Source organism: Gordonia jinghuaiqii, assembly GCF_014041935.1.
Lineage (GTDB): Bacteria > Actinomycetota > Actinomycetes > Mycobacteriales > Mycobacteriaceae > Gordonia > Gordonia jinghuaiqii.
Map to the genome: position 1 here is coordinate 4,006,677 of NZ_CP059491.1, position 14,457 is coordinate 4,021,133.

18 protein-coding genes are annotated in these 14,457 nt (G+C 66.4%); 4 read left to right on the forward strand and 14 right to left on the reverse strand.

Annotated features, from left to right (window positions below; genetic code table 11):
• Positions 1-487 precede the first annotated feature (487 nt).
• Genes H1R19_RS17780 through H1R19_RS17790 form a run of 3 tightly spaced genes read left to right on the forward strand, consistent with a single transcriptional unit; the run spans position 488 to position 3,745 of the window.
• Positions 488-2,086, forward strand: a complete 1,599-nt coding sequence (locus H1R19_RS17780) for an ATP-binding cassette domain-containing protein (protein ID WP_223204906.1) — start codon at positions 488-490, stop codon at positions 2,084-2,086.
• On the forward strand, positions 2,083-2,898 hold the full coding sequence (locus H1R19_RS17785; protein ID WP_394811397.1) for an ABC transporter permease: 816 nt from the start codon (positions 2,083-2,085) through the stop codon (positions 2,896-2,898). Before H1R19_RS17780 ends, H1R19_RS17785 begins: the two co-directional genes overlap by 4 nt.
• Positions 2,899-2,908: 10 nt before the next feature.
• Complete coding sequence (locus H1R19_RS17790) at positions 2,909-3,745, forward strand: ABC transporter permease (RefSeq protein WP_219849707.1); 837 nt, start codon at positions 2,909-2,911, stop codon at positions 3,743-3,745.
• 10 nt (positions 3,746-3,755) lie between these two features.
• Here the strand turns inward: H1R19_RS17790 and H1R19_RS17795 are convergent, their stop codons facing one another.
• Together H1R19_RS17795 and H1R19_RS17800 are read right to left on the reverse strand one after the other, a co-directional pair.
• Positions 3,756-4,649: a glycosyltransferase family 2 protein gene (locus H1R19_RS17795; protein WP_219849708.1), complete on the reverse strand. Its 894-nt coding sequence runs from the start codon at positions 4,647-4,649 to the stop codon at positions 3,756-3,758.
• Between the two features lie 151 nt (positions 4,650-4,800).
• Complete coding sequence (locus H1R19_RS17800) at positions 4,801-5,658, reverse strand: glycosyltransferase family 2 protein (RefSeq protein WP_219849709.1); 858 nt, start codon at positions 5,656-5,658, stop codon at positions 4,801-4,803.
• 641 nt (positions 5,659-6,299) lie between these two features.
• Here H1R19_RS17800 and H1R19_RS17805 point away from each other — a divergent pair.
• Complete coding sequence (locus H1R19_RS17805; RefSeq protein ID WP_219849710.1) at positions 6,300-6,794, forward strand: phosphoribosyltransferase; 495 nt, start codon at positions 6,300-6,302, stop codon at positions 6,792-6,794.
• A 69-nt stretch (positions 6,795-6,863) separates the two neighbouring features.
• Here the strand turns inward: H1R19_RS17805 and H1R19_RS17810 are convergent, their stop codons facing one another.
• From H1R19_RS17810 to rplC, 12 genes are all read right to left on the reverse strand, one after another.
• A complete protein-coding gene (locus H1R19_RS17810; protein WP_188328725.1) occupies positions 6,864-7,955 on the reverse strand; it encodes a hypothetical protein in 1,092 nt (363 codons plus the stop codon).
• On the reverse strand, positions 7,952-9,304 hold the full coding sequence (locus H1R19_RS17815) for a sensor histidine kinase (protein ID WP_219849711.1): 1,353 nt from the start codon (positions 9,302-9,304) through the stop codon (positions 7,952-7,954). Before H1R19_RS17815 ends, H1R19_RS17810 begins: the two co-directional genes overlap by 4 nt.
• Positions 9,305-9,458: 154 nt before the next feature.
• Positions 9,459-9,752, reverse strand: a complete 294-nt coding sequence (gene rpsQ, locus H1R19_RS17820; protein WP_188328727.1) for a 30S ribosomal protein S17 — start codon at positions 9,750-9,752, stop codon at positions 9,459-9,461.
• Entirely contained in the window at positions 9,749-9,982 is a 234-nt protein-coding gene (rpmC, locus tag H1R19_RS17825) for a 50S ribosomal protein L29 (RefSeq protein WP_188328728.1), read from the reverse strand. The genes rpsQ and rpmC overlap by 4 nt, the downstream gene beginning before the upstream one ends.
• Positions 9,982-10,398 (reverse strand): 50S ribosomal protein L16, encoded by a 417-nt coding sequence (gene rplP, locus H1R19_RS17830; protein WP_004020548.1) that lies wholly within the window; start codon positions 10,396-10,398, stop codon positions 9,982-9,984. Before rplP ends, rpmC begins: the two co-directional genes overlap by 1 nt.
• Positions 10,399-10,401: 3 nt before the next feature.
• Positions 10,402-11,208, reverse strand: a complete 807-nt coding sequence (rpsC, locus tag H1R19_RS17835; RefSeq protein ID WP_188328729.1) for a 30S ribosomal protein S3 — start codon at positions 11,206-11,208, stop codon at positions 10,402-10,404.
• A gap of 2 nt (positions 11,209-11,210) precedes the next feature.
• Positions 11,211-11,621, reverse strand: a complete 411-nt coding sequence (gene rplV / locus H1R19_RS17840) for a 50S ribosomal protein L22 (protein ID WP_188328730.1) — start codon at positions 11,619-11,621, stop codon at positions 11,211-11,213.
• On the reverse strand, positions 11,621-11,902 hold the full coding sequence (gene rpsS / locus H1R19_RS17845) for a 30S ribosomal protein S19 (RefSeq protein WP_004020551.1): 282 nt from the start codon (positions 11,900-11,902) through the stop codon (positions 11,621-11,623). Before rpsS ends, rplV begins: the two co-directional genes overlap by 1 nt.
• Positions 11,903-11,919: 17 nt before the next feature.
• Complete coding sequence (gene rplB / locus H1R19_RS17850; protein ID WP_188328731.1) at positions 11,920-12,756, reverse strand: 50S ribosomal protein L2; 837 nt, start codon at positions 12,754-12,756, stop codon at positions 11,920-11,922.
• A gap of 31 nt (positions 12,757-12,787) precedes the next feature.
• Positions 12,788-13,093 (reverse strand): 50S ribosomal protein L23, encoded by a 306-nt coding sequence (rplW, locus tag H1R19_RS17855; protein WP_188328732.1) that lies wholly within the window; start codon positions 13,091-13,093, stop codon positions 12,788-12,790.
• 1 nt (position 13,094) lies between these two features.
• A complete protein-coding gene (rplD, locus tag H1R19_RS17860) occupies positions 13,095-13,796 on the reverse strand; it encodes a 50S ribosomal protein L4 (protein WP_372632353.1) in 702 nt (233 codons plus the stop codon).
• Positions 13,793-14,449 (reverse strand): 50S ribosomal protein L3, encoded by a 657-nt coding sequence (gene rplC / locus H1R19_RS17865; RefSeq protein WP_188328733.1) that lies wholly within the window; start codon positions 14,447-14,449, stop codon positions 13,793-13,795. Before rplC ends, rplD begins: the two co-directional genes overlap by 4 nt.
• Between the last annotated feature and the right edge of the window lie 8 nt (positions 14,450-14,457).

Consider the following 14,457-nt stretch of genomic DNA (forward strand, 5'->3'; position numbering starts at 1 on the left):
TGGCGTGTCGAACGTCGAACGACATACTCGCACTCATATCAACCTCCCTTCGCCCGCAACGCACTATCACGAAAATACCAGTCATTTGTGACCGAATTAATTAATCTAAATCTCGGGCTAGCCATTCCTAGCCGGTGGGCGTATTCCTTCGCCGGTTGAGGATCGGGTTGATCGGGGTCGGAACATCACATGGTGTTTTCGAGTCTCGGGCCTCGCGCGTTACAAGCCCGTCAGCTTCAGGCCCGCACCGTCGGTCTCGGCGGGGTAACACCGAAGAAGCGAACCACGATCTCCTTGGAAGTTCTACCGCCTGAACCACCGTAACGCCTTGTGAGTCGTGCGAACGACGTGCCCCGAGCGTCCCGGCCGGTGACGGTGGCGGAATCGCCCATGAGCCCGAGGTTCGTCACAACGGATCAGGTGGCTGCGTATCTTGGATTGAAGAATCGTGTGCCGGTATCAATCGGGCCGAGGAAAAAGGAGACCCATGTCCGAGCTGTCCGGAGGTCAACGTGATGCGTCTGGGCCACTCCGCGTCGCCGAGAACTGGGTCATGGGTGACGCGGACGGCAGTCGTCACGCGGCCGGACGGCCCGTCGAAGCGGCCCCGATGGCCCCGATGACCCCTGAACCCCGCGGCCGCCACTCCTCGCCGGACGGCGTCGGATCGCACTGGCTGGTGAGCGCGACGTCCGACGAGATCCCGGAAGGGACGCCCGGCCGGACCGTGGAGTCGGCGCGCGCCACCTCCGCACCGGCCGGTACGGTCGGTACCGACCAGTACCACCCTCACTCGTACGAGCGGACGACGTCGGCGGACACCACCCCGATCGACCGCACCCTTCTGCACCAGGGCGACCGGCCGGCGAGTCACGGGACACGAGAGCGAGGCTTCGTCATAGGCGACACCGCACCTGCAGACAGTGCCCGAGCGGCCGGTACCCGGCACATGCGCCCGGCCGATGAGGCGGGCGATCCCGGCTCCCCCGAGAGCATCCCATCCGGACGGACGACACCCGAGCCCGCAAGGCCTGAAACGATGGGAACCGTGAACGCGATCGAGGTCCACGGCCTGCACAAACGGTTCAAGGACGTCGTGGCGGTCGACAGCGTCAGCTTCAACGTCCCGGCCGGTTCGATCGTCGCGCTCCTCGGCCCCAACGGAGCCGGCAAGACCACCGTCGTCAACATGTTGTGCACGCTCCTCGCGCCGAGCGGCGGCACGGCGACCGTCGCCGGGCACGACGTCGTCGAGGATGCGGCCGACGTGCGCCGGTCGATCATGCTCACCGGGCAGTTCGCGGCCCTCGACGAGGCACTCACCGGCGCCGAGAATCTCGTGCTCTTCGGCCGACTGCTGGGACTGCCCAAGTCTGTCGCAAAGGAACGGGCCGCCGATCTGCTCGAACAGTTCGGGCTGACAGCTGCCTCCGACCGTCGTGTCCGGGAGTACTCCGGCGGTATGCGGCGCCGCATCGACATCGCGTGCGGCCTCGTGACCATGCCCAAGGTCGTGTTCCTCGACGAACCGACCACCGGTCTCGATCCACGCAGCCGCCAGGAGGTGTGGACCCTGGTCTCGGCGTTGCGCGACCGCGGGGTCACCACCCTGCTGACGACGCAGTACCTCGAAGAAGCCGACGCGCTCAGCGACCGGATCGTCGTCATCGACCGGGGGCGCGTCATCGCCGAGGGCACCGCCGACGAGCTCAAGGACCTGATCGGGACGTCCTACTGCCAGGTCACCCCGGTCCACGTGCACGATCTGCCCAAGCTCCGCGAGCTGCTCGCCGACCTGATCGGCGACGAGTCCCAGCCCGCTCCCCGACTGCCCCTCATCGACAGCGACGACACGGGAGGCTTCGGCGCGGTCTCCGATTCGACCGGCGATGAGATCTCCGTGGCCGTCCCGGCTCCCGACGGTGCCGAGACCCTTGTCGAGATCGTCCGCCGCACCGCCTCTGCCGACATCCGCTTGTCCGATGTCGCACTTCGACGCCCGTCGCTCGACGAGGTGTTCCTCGCGCTCACCGATCCAACGCGGTACGACGCGTCCGCGTTGTCCCCGGCGACCGAACCCGCATGACCACGATGACCTCGGTCGACCCCGATCTCTCACATTCGGGCACGGTCTACCGCGTCAGCGCCTTCCGGCAGTGGCAGGCCCTCACGGTCCGCGGGCTCTCGGGGATGGTGCGGGGCGGCGAGATCATCTTCGCCTTCGTCTCGCCGGTGTTCCTCGCCGTCTGCTTCTATCTGCCGTTGCGATCGATCATGAACAGCGCGCCGGGGATGGACTACGCCCAGTTCCTGATGCCCATCATCGCGCTGCAATCGGTCGGGTTCATGGCCTCCGCCGCGGCGATGCGGTCGTCGTTCGACGGCGTCAAGGGCATCAACACCCGCTTCCGCACGATGCCCATGCCGACCTCTGTGCCGATGCTCGCCCGGCTCAGCACCAACTGTGCGCTCCTGGTGATCTCCCTGGTGTGCGCCACGATCGCGAGCCTCGCCATCGGCTGGCGCGCCGAGGGCGGTTTCTGGGGGACGTTCGGGCTGTTCGCGGTCGCCTTCGCGGTCGGCATCATCGTGGCGATACTGGCCGACGCCATCGGCCTGCTGGCGTCCAGCCCGGAGGCCACCAGCCAGGCGTTGTCCCTTCCCATCCTCATCCTCGGCATGGTCTCGACCGGATTCGTGCCCGAGTCACAGTTCCCGGAGTGGATTCAGCCATTCGTACGCAATCAGCCGATCTCGCAGTTCGCGACCTCGATGCGGGCATTGAACGACGGCTCCGCCACCTTCGACATCCTGCTGCCCACACTCCTGTGGTGCGTCGGGCTGTTCATCTTCGCGGGTGTCCTGATGTTCCTCGGACTCCGCAAGGCTCAGAAATGACGGCCGGCCGATGACCACGATCCAGATTCCCGACGCCGACGCCTCGCGTGAGAACCGGCTCCCCGCCGAATCGTCCTTGCGGGGCTGGGCCACCCAGAGTTCGGCCCTGGCCCGCAGGCAGCTGACAGTGCTGTTCCGGGACCGCGCAACCGTGTTGCAGATCCTGTTCATCCCGGCCCTGACGATGGTGATGTTCAAGGTCGTGCTGGGCGACGCGGTCGGATCGGCCACAGGCCAGAACTCGGCCTACGGCACCGTACCGCTGGTGATCCTCGTGAGTGCCATGTTCGGTTCGCTGGCCAGCGGCGTGCGCCTCAATCAGGAACGCGGCACCGGGCTCCTCGCGCGTCTGTATGTGCTCCCCATCAACCGGGCCGCCGACCTCACCTCGCGCCTGCTCTGCGAGGTCGTCCGAATCCTGGTCACGACGACTCTGCTCCTGATCGCCGGCCTGTTCATCGGCTTCCGTTTCACGCAGGGCCCGTTCGCCGTGCTCGGGATCTTCGCGGTCTCGCTGATGTTCGGTGTCGCCTACTCGATGTTCGTGCTGGCCATCGCGGTCAACACCCGCCCCAGCGCGGCCCTTGTTCCGATGCTGTCGTTGTTCTCGAGCCTGCTCATGTTCTTCAACTCGGGCTTCAGCCCGGTCGAGGCCTACCCCACCTGGCTACAGCCCATCGTCGAGTATCAGCCGCTGACCCCGGCGATCGACAGCATGCGGGCGATGGCGTCGGGCGGCCCGATCGCGGCAGATCTCATCGCCGTGGTGATCTGGACGATCGTGATCCTCGGGGCCTGCACCTGGCCCGCCCTGCGGGGCTACCGCCGGGCCGCGACCAGCCGCTAGCGACCTCCGGTCAGGCCGTATCCCCCATACCGTCCGCACCGGACGTGCGCTGATCGGTGATCAGGGCGCGGGACCGCTTCTTCCGGGTGAACAACGTGCGGACGCTCCACGACTTCGCGTCGTCGTCCCAGCCACCGAACATCACCCACAAGAACGTCCACAGCACGAGGCGGAACGGGAGCTCGACGTACATCTTCGCGATCACCTTGCGGTCACCGCGGGCGTGCGCGGTGCGAATCCCGCCGAGCATGTAGTGCCGGTTGGCCAGCGGCGAGAACCGCAACTGGCGGGCCGAGGTGTCGACGAGCATGCCCGGCGTGAACCAGACGCGGTAGCCCAGTTCCACCAGCGTCATGCTGAGGTCCATGTCCTCCCAGATGTCGACACGGTCGAGAAGTCGGTCGCGCGCCGCGGCCCACGCGTCGGCGCGCAGGGCGGTGTTCTGGCCGGACATCGACGGGAACTCTCCGCCGTTCTCCGCGAGCTCACCACGTAGCGACATCCTCTTCAGCCGGTCGTAGGCCGGTCCGCCCCAGAACAGGATGGGCCCGGTCAGACAGGCGTACTCGTCGCCGCGGGGTCCGTCGAAGTGTTCGACGATCGCCTCGGCCCAGCCCGCCGACACCAGCGTGTCCGCATCGGTCCGTGCCAGTACCGTCCCGGTCGCGGCGTCGAACCCGGCGCGGCGCGCCCAGTAGATGCCGGGTCGCGACTCGCTGACGAGACGGATCTCGGGATGCGACGCCGCATACTGCGCGACGATCGCGGCCGTGCCGTCGTCGGATGCGTTGTCCACGACAATGATCTCGTCGATCGGCCTGGTCTGGTTCACCAGCCGGTCAAGACACGCGCCGATCGTCGCCTCTTCGTTGTACGCGGGCACCACAACTGACAGCGTGCTCATCCAATTCCCTCTCCGGCTTTGGCCCCCGATGTGTCGATGCTCTCACGTCGAAATCCGCGGAGCCCAGGTGCCTCGTCGGGAGCACCTGCGGCCCACCGGCGATCCGGACCGGGCGGAGTCACCGGTGACTTCGCCACGCCGGATTCAGCGGTCAGCGCCCGTTGGTGATCAACGGACGCTCGCGTTCCAGCGGAGTGAACAGGCGGTGAGGTCGCCATGTCTGCGTCGCGGAATCCCACGGCCGGTGGGTCAGCCAGAGGATGGAATACAGCACGAAGCGAAACGGCAGGTCCATTCTCAGGGCCCACCGGAGCTTGTTGTCTCCCCGGCGCACAGCCGTCTTGAGACCACCGAGCAGATACGACCGGTTCTTCCAGGCCGAGTGGCGGACCTGCCGTGGCGACGACTCCACCACCAGGCCGGGATCGAACCAGATCCGGTGACCGAGCCCGGCCAGCGTGAGGCTCACATCCAGGTCTTCCCAGATCTCGTCGTCATCGATCAGCTCGTCCCTGATGTCGTCCCAGACCTTCGAGGCCATCACCATGTTGGGACCGACGAGCCCTTGGGTCTCCCCGCCCTCCTTGAACAACTTGCCCCGCTCGGCCAGCTTCCGGATCGGGTCGAAGGGAGGGGCCTCGCCGAACAGCCCCGGACCCGTGACAGCCGAGAACTGCTCGCCCCTCGGGCCTGCGAAATGCGACTCGATTGCCGCCGCCCAGGTAGGACATACGAGGGTGTCGGCATCGGTGCGGGCAAGGACATCGCCGGTTGCCGCGTCGAAACCGGCGCGACGCGCGTGATAGATCCCCGGCGTCGGTTCGACCACCACCCGGATGATCGGATTCCGTTCGGCGTAGGAATCAAGCACTCCGCGCGTCCCGTCCGTCGACGCATTGTCGACGACCACGATCTCGTCGAATGGACGCGTCTGAGCCAGCAGTCGATCGAGGCACGCGCCGATCGCCGCTTCTTCGTTGTAGGCCGGGACAACCGCAGACAGTTTCATTCACACACTCCAGGCAGACGCTGGGATTGCCAGCGGACAGGACACAGACAAGATCCACGACATTTATTGCGAACGAGTACTTCCGAATTCACTCGCTCAAATCCCGAACATCGCTCTCACGATCACATCCTCGCCGCGATACCGCGGCGACCGAAACCCACACCGCCCGAGAGCTCTCCGCCCGAAGCGGTAGGCGCCGGCACCCGGGTGGAGAAAGATCCTCCGTGCCGGACACCTGCGCCATGGCACAACAGCGGTCGTGAGCACCGAGGGACCGCATCCAATTCCCTCGCCCACCTTTCAAGACGATTCTTCCGAGAGCACGACCAGCACAGGAAGCCGACGAGGAAAACAACACGAAATCGAACTGATCTGATGATCGGCGCCTCCGGGTAATGCACGGGATGGTACCCCAGCGAATACGACAAGGCGAGATTTCGGAGCCACCCTGAATGCGAGCGGCTCGAAATCGAATTGAACCACATACCAGACAAATACGCGCTGCGGCTATCTGAATCAGATTTCGCACCTACCGCCTACGCCCTGCGCGGCGGCGTTTCCGACACCGTGTTTGGATCCACCGGGCCGGCATTGGGTAGATTCGCCGCACAGCCTGGAACTACAGACGGACAAGTCACCTCATGAACACTCCCGCCACCACCGACCGCGAGATCCTCACCTGGGAACTCAACGGGATCGCCTGCCGCGAGCTCGCGCAGCAGGTCGCCGACGACGGATTCATCCCCGACATCATCCTCGGCATCGCACGCGGCGGTCTCATCCCGGCCGGGGCCATCGCCTACGCCCTCGACTGCAAGCTGATGATCTCGCTGAACGTCGAGTTCTACACCGGCGTCGGCGAGACCCTGTCGGAACCCGTCATGTTGCCGTCACTGCTCGAGTCGAGCGGTCTGACCGATCAGCGTGTCCTGGTCGTCGACGACGTCGCGGACACCGGCAAGACGCTGAAGCTCGTCAACGACTTCTGCGAAGAACAGGGCCGCGTGGCCGAGGTCCGCAACGCGGTGATCTACAAGAAGCCGCACACGATCACGGTCCCCGATTACACCTGGCGGACCACCGACAAGTGGATCAACTTTCCGTGGTCGGCCCAGGGCCCGGTTGTGGCAGGCTGAGCCGACGCGCCCAGGGGTTACTCGCGAGTGGGGTTGCCACACCGGTTCCCGACGGACTCGCGTCGGCAGTCACGCCCTGGTCGGAGACGCCGGTTGCCGAGGTTCACCCGTCACATCGAATTCGATCATCGACGTCCGGTCGCCGGCGTCGACTCCGAGTGTCGCCAGGGTTGCGCGGCCCGGCGGATGAATTCGGAACGTGACGCGACCGTCGCGCAGCCCGTCCAGCAATTCGACGATGGACGCGGCGAGGCGCTGCCGCACGCCGGGCGCGTTGCCGTCATCCAGCGCCGCCAGCCCTCCGTCGTCGAGCATGATGACGCTGACCCCGCGCTGTCGCGCGTACCAGACGGTGTCCCGGACCTCGGGCAGGTCCAGGCCCGAGGCACGAATTCCGTCACGGAGCTGCGCTTCGAGCAGTCGGGCCACCGCCACCTCGTCCGGCGTGAAGTGCTCCCGCCGGGCGATGCGGGTCAAGATCGGACGGGCGCGTTCGTCGAGGGCCGCCAGCCGCCTGTCCCGGACCTCGGCAGCAGCGGCCGCCGCCGCATCGAGTGCGGCCTGTCTCTCGCTGGCCGCCCGCAGCGCGTAGATCTGCCGGGCCATGGGACGCAGCATCAGCGAGAACAGTGATCCCATGATCATGATCGCGTAGCCGGGCAGGGTGATCGAGAGTCCCCACAGTGCGCCGGCGGTCGATACCGAACCCCACACCGTCGCGGTGGCCGAGATGGCAGCGCTACCGATCCACGCAGCCAGCGGACGCCCCCGCACGGCGAGGAACGCAAGCAGGATCACCGAGGCCCCCATCGGCGGGCCGGTCTGCATGACGTGAGTCGGCGGGTAGGGCAAGGAGAACAGAGTCGCCGCCACCCCCGCCACGACAACCCCTGCGACCAGGACGGTCGTCCGCAGCGGCAGCGGGTCTCCCGGCGAATCGAGGATCGTCAGACCGGCCACGACGAACAGCACGAAGCCCGACACCAGACCGGTCCACGGCCACCATCCGGTGACCTCGGAGTCGATGCACGCCGTGACGACGACGTAACTGCACGCGAACACACCCATCGTCGACCACAGCGGGCGGGAACCGATCCCGAACGCATTGACCACCTCGCCCCGGTCCGGGTCCTGGGCGCGCAGCGCGCAGTGCCGGCTCACGGACGTTCCCAACGGATCTGAACCGTGGTTCCCCGCCCCGGGCGGCTGTTCACGTGGGCGTGACCTCCCGGGACCCTGGCGAGTCGCCCGCGGATACTGACCTCGATCCCCAGTCGTCCGGGGGCCACCCCGCCCGGTTCGAAGCCGACGCCGTTGTCGACGACCGCCATGCTCAAGGCATCCGGCGCGAACTGCACCAGAACGGCGCAGTCCGCGTCTGGTCCGGCGTGGCGGATCACGTTGCGCAACGCCTCGGACATCGCCTCCACGACGGCGTCGACGACCTCGGTGGGGTACACGACGGCGCCGTGACCGTCGACCTCGTCGTCCGGGTCGCGGTCTTCGTGGTCGCGGTCTTCGTGGTCGCGATTTTCGTGGTCGCGGTCTTCAGGGTCGCGGTCTTCGGGGTCGGGGTCGTCGGGGTCGCTCTCCACGATCTCGACGTCGGAGGTTTCGGAGATGTCCGCCGACGCGGACCGGATCCGTCGGATCGCCTCCGCTCGCGACACGCCCGAGGCCTGGGTCTGCTCAGGCACCTGCGCGAGTTCGTCGAGCGCCGACGCCGCCTGGGCGGCCAACCGTGCATCGGGCCGGCCGGCTTCGACGGCCAGCAGCGAGGCGATGACCCGATCGTGGACGATGGCGTCGAATCGGGCCTTCTCGACCTCGCGCGCCGAGCCCGCGGCGACACTGGCCGCACTCCGGTAGGTCTCTTCGCGCGTCTCGTCGAGCATGCGGCCGGTGCGTGTGGCCACCAGCACGACGGCGAGGAACACCCCGGTGAACGCGAACGACCACAGGATCTCCAGGACCAGGACGGGTGTCAGTTCGCCGAACCGGCCGAGCTGCTGCGACACCTGCGCGGCGACCGACGACACGACAAGACTCGTCACTCCGAGTCGTGGGTGGACGAGCATCAGCACCATGCTCGGCATCCCGCAGAATGCGACCATCCACTGGGCCGAATCATGCGAATCCGCCAGGGAGGTCCCGGTCCAGGCGACGAACCACAGCATGATGCCCAGGAGGTAACCCGCCCACGTCGTGAGGGCCAACGGACTCAGCCATGCGGTGCCCGGCCGAAAACTGGCGACGATCAACATGATTCCGGGGCCCACCGACAACAGAATGCTGACCAGCGGCCACCACGGGGCGGTCAACGGCGCCGACGCGATGATCGCGGGCGCAGAGACGATCGGATATCCGATGAGCCCGAGACCGAGGAACCGCGCACCTATCCGGCGCACGCGATCGAGATCCGGTTCGGCCGAGTCGGATTCGAACGCACGTCGAACCCACGCCGGATGGTGTACGGATCCGTCGGTCATCGCGGGGGCGGTCGGGGGCATCGCCCTCACCCTCACACCCGCCGGCGCGAGGAGTCAATCCTTCGTTGGAACCAACAGCTTCGGAGGCCGGCCTCGGCACGTCTCGGTACCCGACGACAACGGCCCGTTCCTCCGGGGAGGAACGGGCCGTTGGTAGATCTCGTTGGGAGAGGGCTTACTTGGCCTTCTCCAGCACCTCGACGAGACGCCAGTGCTTGGTCGCCGACAGCGGGCGGGTCTCCATGATCCGCACGCGGTCACCGACGCCGGCATCGCCGTTTTCGTCGTGGGCCTTGACCTTGCTCGTGGTCCGGATGATCTTGCCGTAGAGCTTGTGGCTCTTGCGATCTTCCAGCTCGACCACGATGGTCTTTTCCATCTTGTCGCTCACCACGTAGCCGATGCGCTCCTTGCGGCGTGCGCGCACCTCGGCGGTCTGGGTTTCGGTCACCTTCTGGTCCTCACTCATGCGTCATCACCTTCCGGTCCCGACGCCAGGCCCAGCTCGCGCTCGCGCATCACGGTGTAGATACGTGCGATCTCGCGACGCACGGTCCGCAGGCGACGGTTGTTGTCGAGCTGGCCGGTGGCCATCTGGAACCGAAGGTTGAACAGTTCTTCCTTCGACTCTTTCAGGCGATCGACCAGATCGGCGTCATTGAGCTCACGCAGCTCGTTCGCAGCAACTCCGAGTGCCATCAGAACTGCTCCTCTCTGGTCACGATCCTGGTCTTGATGGGGAGCTTGTGCTGCGCGCGACGCAGGGCCTCGCGAGCGATCTCCTCATTCGGGTAGGTCATCTCGAACAGCACGCGACCCGGCTTGACCGGGGCGACCCACCATTCGGGCGAACCCTTACCCGAACCCATGCGGGTCTCGGCCGGCTTCTTGGTGAGGGGGCGGTCCGGGAAGATGTTGATCCAGACCTTGCCGCCACGCTTGATGTGCCGGTTGATGGCGATACGAGCGGACTCGATCTGCCGGTTGGTGATGTACGCGCCTTCCAGAGCCTGGATGCCGTAATCGCCGAACGTCACCTTGGTGCCGCCCTTGGCCTGGCCCTTGAGGCTGGGATGGTGCTGCTTGCGGTGCTTGACCCGACGGGGGATCAACATGGCCTAGCCCTCCTGCTTCTCAGCCGCACCAGCAGTGGCCTCGGCCGGAGCAGCCTCGGCCGCGCGAGCGGCGTCGGTGCTCGTCGCAGTGGTGCCCGAGGCACCGCTACGCCGGGGCCGGCTGGGCCGGCGCGGACGGCGATCCTCGGCTGCCGGAGCGGCCGCGGCCAGCTCGCGACGTCCACCGACGATGTCGCCCTTGTAGATCCACACCTTCACGCCGATCCGGCCGAAAGTGGTCTTGGCTTCGTAGAGCCCGTAGTCGATGTCGGCGCGCAACGTGTGCAGCGGCACGCGACCCTCGCGGTAGAACTCACTGCGGCTCATCTCTGCGCCGCCCAGACGACCCGAGCACTGGACCCGGATGCCCTTCACGTTCGGCTGACGCATCGCCGACTGGATCGCCTTGCGCATCGCGCGGCGGAACGCCACACGGTTGCTCAGCTGCTCGGCGACGCCCTGGGCCACCAGCTGGGCCTCGGACTCTGCGTTCTTGACCTCGAGGATGTTCAGCTGGACCTGCTTACCGGTCAGCTTCTCCAGGTCGCCGCGGATGCGATCGGCCTCGGCGCCGCGGCGACCGATGACGATGCCCGGACGCGCGGTGTGGATGTCGACGCGAACCCGGTCACGGGTGCGCTCGATCTCGACCTTCGCGATACCGGCCCGCTCGAGCCCCGTGGAGAGGAGCTTGCGGATGGCGACATCCTCTTTGACGTATTCCGCGTACTGCTTGTCGGCGTACCACCGCGACTTCCAGTCGGTGGTGATGCCCAGACGGAAACCGTGCGGGTTGATTTTCTGGCCCACTACTAGGCTCCCTTCTTCTTCGGCTGACGCGAACGGCCACGGCCGCCGGCTGCCTTCTCCGGCAAGCTTTCCACGACCACGGTGATGTGGCTGGTGCGCTTGCGGATGCGGAATGCGCGGCCCTGGGCGCGCGGCTGGAAGCGCTTGAGGGTCGGGCCCTCGTCGGCGAACGCGGTCGAGACGACGAGGGTCCGGCGATCCAGATCCAGGTTGTTCTCGGCGTTGGCAACGGCGCTGGCCAGAACCTTGTACACGGGCTCGGACGCTGTCTGCGGCGCGAACCGCAGGATGTCGAGGGCTTCGTCCACGTTCTTGCCGCGGACCAGGTCCAGGACACGACGAGCCTTCATCGGCGTGACGCGCACGAACTTGGCGGTCGCCTTCGCGGTCGGATTATCGGTCTGCGTAGTCATTAACGGCGCTTCGCTTTCCGGTCATCCTTGATGTGACCCTTGAAGGTGCGGGTGGGGGCGAACTCGCCCAGCTTGTGCCCGACCATCGAGTCCGAGATGAACACCGGCACATGCTTGCGTCCGTCATGGACGGCAAAGGTGTGACCGATGAAGTCGGGAATGATGGTCGAACGACGGGACCAGGTCTTGATGACCTGCTTGGTGCCCTTCTCGTTCTGGACGTCCACCTTCTTCAGGAGGTGGTCGTCGACGAACGGGCCCTTCTTGAGGCTGCGTGGCATTCTCTTACCTCCTCCTGTTATCGCTTGTTCTTGCCGGTGCGGCGGCGACGGACGATCAGCTTGTCGCTGGCCTTGTTCTTACGGGTGCGGCCCTCGGGCTTGCCCCAGGGCGAGACCGGGTGGCGACCACCGGAGGTCTTGCCCTCACCACCGCCGTGCGGGTGGTCGACCGGGTTCATCACGACACCGCGGACGGTCGGGCGCTTGCCCTTCCAGCGCATACGGCCGGCCTTACCCCAGTTGATGTTGCTCTGCTCGGCGTTGCCCACCTCGCCGACGGTTGCGCGGCAGCGCACGTCGACGCGACGGATCTCGCCGGAGGGCATACGCAGCGTGGCGTAGGTGCCTTCCTTACCGAGCAACTGGATCGAAGCACCCGCGCTGCGGGCCATCTTCGCTCCGCCGCCCGGACGCAGCTCCACGGCGTGGATCTGGGTACCGGTCGGGATGTTGCGCAGCGGCAGGTTGTTGCCGGGCTTGATGTCGGCGGTCGAACCGCTCTCGACGATGTCGCCCTGCTTCAGGCCCTTCGGCGCGATGATGTAGCGCTTCTCGCCGTCGAGGTAGTGCAGCAGCGCGATCCGCGCAGTGCGGTTCGGGTCGTACTCGATGTGAGCGACCTTGGCGTTGATGCCGTCCTTGTCGTTACGACGGAAGTCGATCAGACGGTAGGCGCGCTTGTGGCCGCCACCCTTGTGACGAGTGGTGATGCGGCCGTGAGCGTTACGGCCACCACGCCCGTGCAGCGGACGCACGAGCGACTTCTCCGGATGGTCACGGGTGACCTCCGCGAAATCGGAGCCGCTGGCCCCGCGACGACCGGGGGTCGTCGGCTTGTACTTACGAATTGCCATGAGTCTCTAGTCCTTCTCGCCGAAGTCCCGGTCAGCTGACCGAGCCTCCGAAGATCTCGATGGGCTTGCTGTCTGCGGTCAGCGACACGATGGCTCGCTTGGTGGACTTGCGCTGGCCGTAGCCGGAGCGGGTCCGCTTGCGCTTGCCCTGTCGGTTCGCGGTGTTGACGCTGGCAACACTCACACCGAAGATCTTCTCGATCGCGATCTTGATCTCGGTCTTGTTCGACTCCGGGTGCACCAGGAAGGTGTACACGTTGTCTTCCATGAGTCCGTAGGACTTCTCCGAGATCACGGGCGCCAGGATGATGTCGCGCGGATCGGCAACGGTCGTCATGTCAGGCCTCCTCTGCTGTCTTCTCGACGGCAGCCTTGGCATCCGCCGTGTTCTGCTCGATGAAGGCGTTGAGCGTCTCCACGCTGAACACCACCTCGTCCGAATCCAGGACGTCGTAGGTGTTGAGCTGATCCGGCGAGATCGGCAGCACGTTCTGCAGGTTCGCCACGCTCGACCAGCCGGTCAGATCCTCGCGGCCGAGAACGACCAGGAACTTGCGGCGATCGGAGAGGCTCTCCAGGAACTGCCGTGCCATCTTGGTCGAGGGGACCTGCCCCGAGACCAGTTCGGTGATCACGTGGATGCGCTCGTTGCGAGCGCGATCGCTCAGCGCACCGCGCAGGGCGGCCGCCTTCATCTTCTTGGGGGTGCGCTGGCTGTAGTCGCGCGGCTTCGGGCCGTGGACGATGCCGCCGCCGGCGAACTGCGGTGCACGGGTCGAACCCTGGCGAGCGCGGCCGGTGCCCTTCTGGCGGTACGGCTTGGCGCCGCCGCCGCGGACCTCGGCGCGGGTCTTGGTCGAGTGTGTGCCCTGGCGTGCCGCGGCCTGCTGGGCCACAACGACCTGGTGCATCAGCGCAATGTTGGCCGGGGCGTCGAAGAGCGCGGCGGGCAGGTCAACGGTTCCGTTGGTCTTGCCGTCGGCGGTCTTGACGTCCAGCGTCAACTTGGTTGCCGAATCCTTTGTCACGTCGGTGCTCACTTCGCACCACCCTTCACTGCGTCGCGGACCATCACGATGCCGCCCTTGCGACCCGGGATCGCTCCCTTGATCAGCAGCAGGCCGGCCTCGGCGTCCACCTTGTGGACGGTGAGGTTCTGCGTGGTCACCTTGTCGTTACCCATACGGCCTGCCATGCGCATGCCCTTGAACACGCGACCCGGGGTGGCACAGCCACCGATCGAGCCCGGAGCGCGGTGCACGCGGTGCACGCCGTGGCTGGCGCCCAGGCCGGCGAAGCCGTGACGCTTCATGACGCCGGCGAAGCCCTTGCCCTTGGAGGTGCCCGTGACGTCGACCAGTGCGCCGTCGGCGAAGATCTCGGCGGTCAGTTCCTGACCGACCTCGAAGGCGTCGACGTCGTTGACGCGGATCTCGGCCAGGTGGCGGCGCGGGGTGACCCCGGCCTTGCTGTACTGACCGGCGACCGGCTTGGTCACCTTGCGGGGGTCGATGGCGCCGTAGGCGAGCTGGACGGCGGTGTAGCCGTCACGGTCCGCGGTACGGAGCTGGGTGATCACATTCGGGCCGGCCTGGATGACAGTGACCGGGACGACGCGGTTGTTCTCGTCGAATACCTGGGTCATGCCGAGCTTGGTGCCCAGGATGCCTGTGGTTGAACTCTGGTTGCTCATTTTTATCT

Bases quoted from the DNA above. Each gene is read 5' to 3' on its own strand.
- rplP (WP_004020548.1), bottom strand. From the start codon at position 10,398: ATGTTGATCCCCCGTCGGGTCAAGCACCGCAAGCAGCACCATCCCAGC.
- H1R19_RS17805 (WP_219849710.1), top strand. From the start codon at position 6,300: ATGAACACTCCCGCCACCACCGACCGCGAGATCCTCACCTGGGAACTC.
- H1R19_RS17815 (WP_219849711.1), bottom strand. From the start codon at position 9,304: ATGCCCCCGACCGCCCCCGCGATGACCGACGGATCCGTACACCATCCG.
- rplW (WP_188328732.1), bottom strand. From the start codon at position 13,093: ATGACGACCGTTGCCGATCCGCGCGACATCATCCTGGCGCCCGTGATC.
- rpsQ (WP_188328727.1), bottom strand. From the start codon at position 9,752: ATGAGTGAGGACCAGAAGGTGACCGAAACCCAGACCGCCGAGGTGCGC.
- H1R19_RS17800 (WP_219849709.1), bottom strand. From the start codon at position 5,658: ATGAAACTGTCTGCGGTTGTCCCGGCCTACAACGAAGAAGCGGCGATC.
- H1R19_RS17780 (WP_223204906.1), top strand. From the start codon at position 488: ATGTCCGAGCTGTCCGGAGGTCAACGTGATGCGTCTGGGCCACTCCGC.
- rplV (WP_188328730.1), bottom strand. From the start codon at position 11,621: ATGACTACGCAGACCGATAATCCGACCGCGAAGGCGACCGCCAAGTTC.
- H1R19_RS17785 (WP_394811397.1), top strand. From the start codon at position 2,083: ATGACCACGATGACCTCGGTCGACCCCGATCTCTCACATTCGGGCACG.
- H1R19_RS17790 (WP_219849707.1), top strand. From the start codon at position 2,909: ATGACCACGATCCAGATTCCCGACGCCGACGCCTCGCGTGAGAACCGG.
- H1R19_RS17795 (WP_219849708.1), bottom strand. From the start codon at position 4,649: ATGAGCACGCTGTCAGTTGTGGTGCCCGCGTACAACGAAGAGGCGACG.
- rpsS (WP_004020551.1), bottom strand. From the start codon at position 11,902: ATGCCACGCAGCCTCAAGAAGGGCCCGTTCGTCGACGACCACCTCCTG.
- rpmC (WP_188328728.1), bottom strand. From the start codon at position 9,982: ATGGCACTCGGAGTTGCTGCGAACGAGCTGCGTGAGCTCAATGACGCC.
- rplC (WP_188328733.1), bottom strand. From the start codon at position 14,449: ATGAGCAACCAGAGTTCAACCACAGGCATCCTGGGCACCAAGCTCGGC.
- rplB (WP_188328731.1), bottom strand. From the start codon at position 12,756: ATGGCAATTCGTAAGTACAAGCCGACGACCCCCGGTCGTCGCGGGGCC.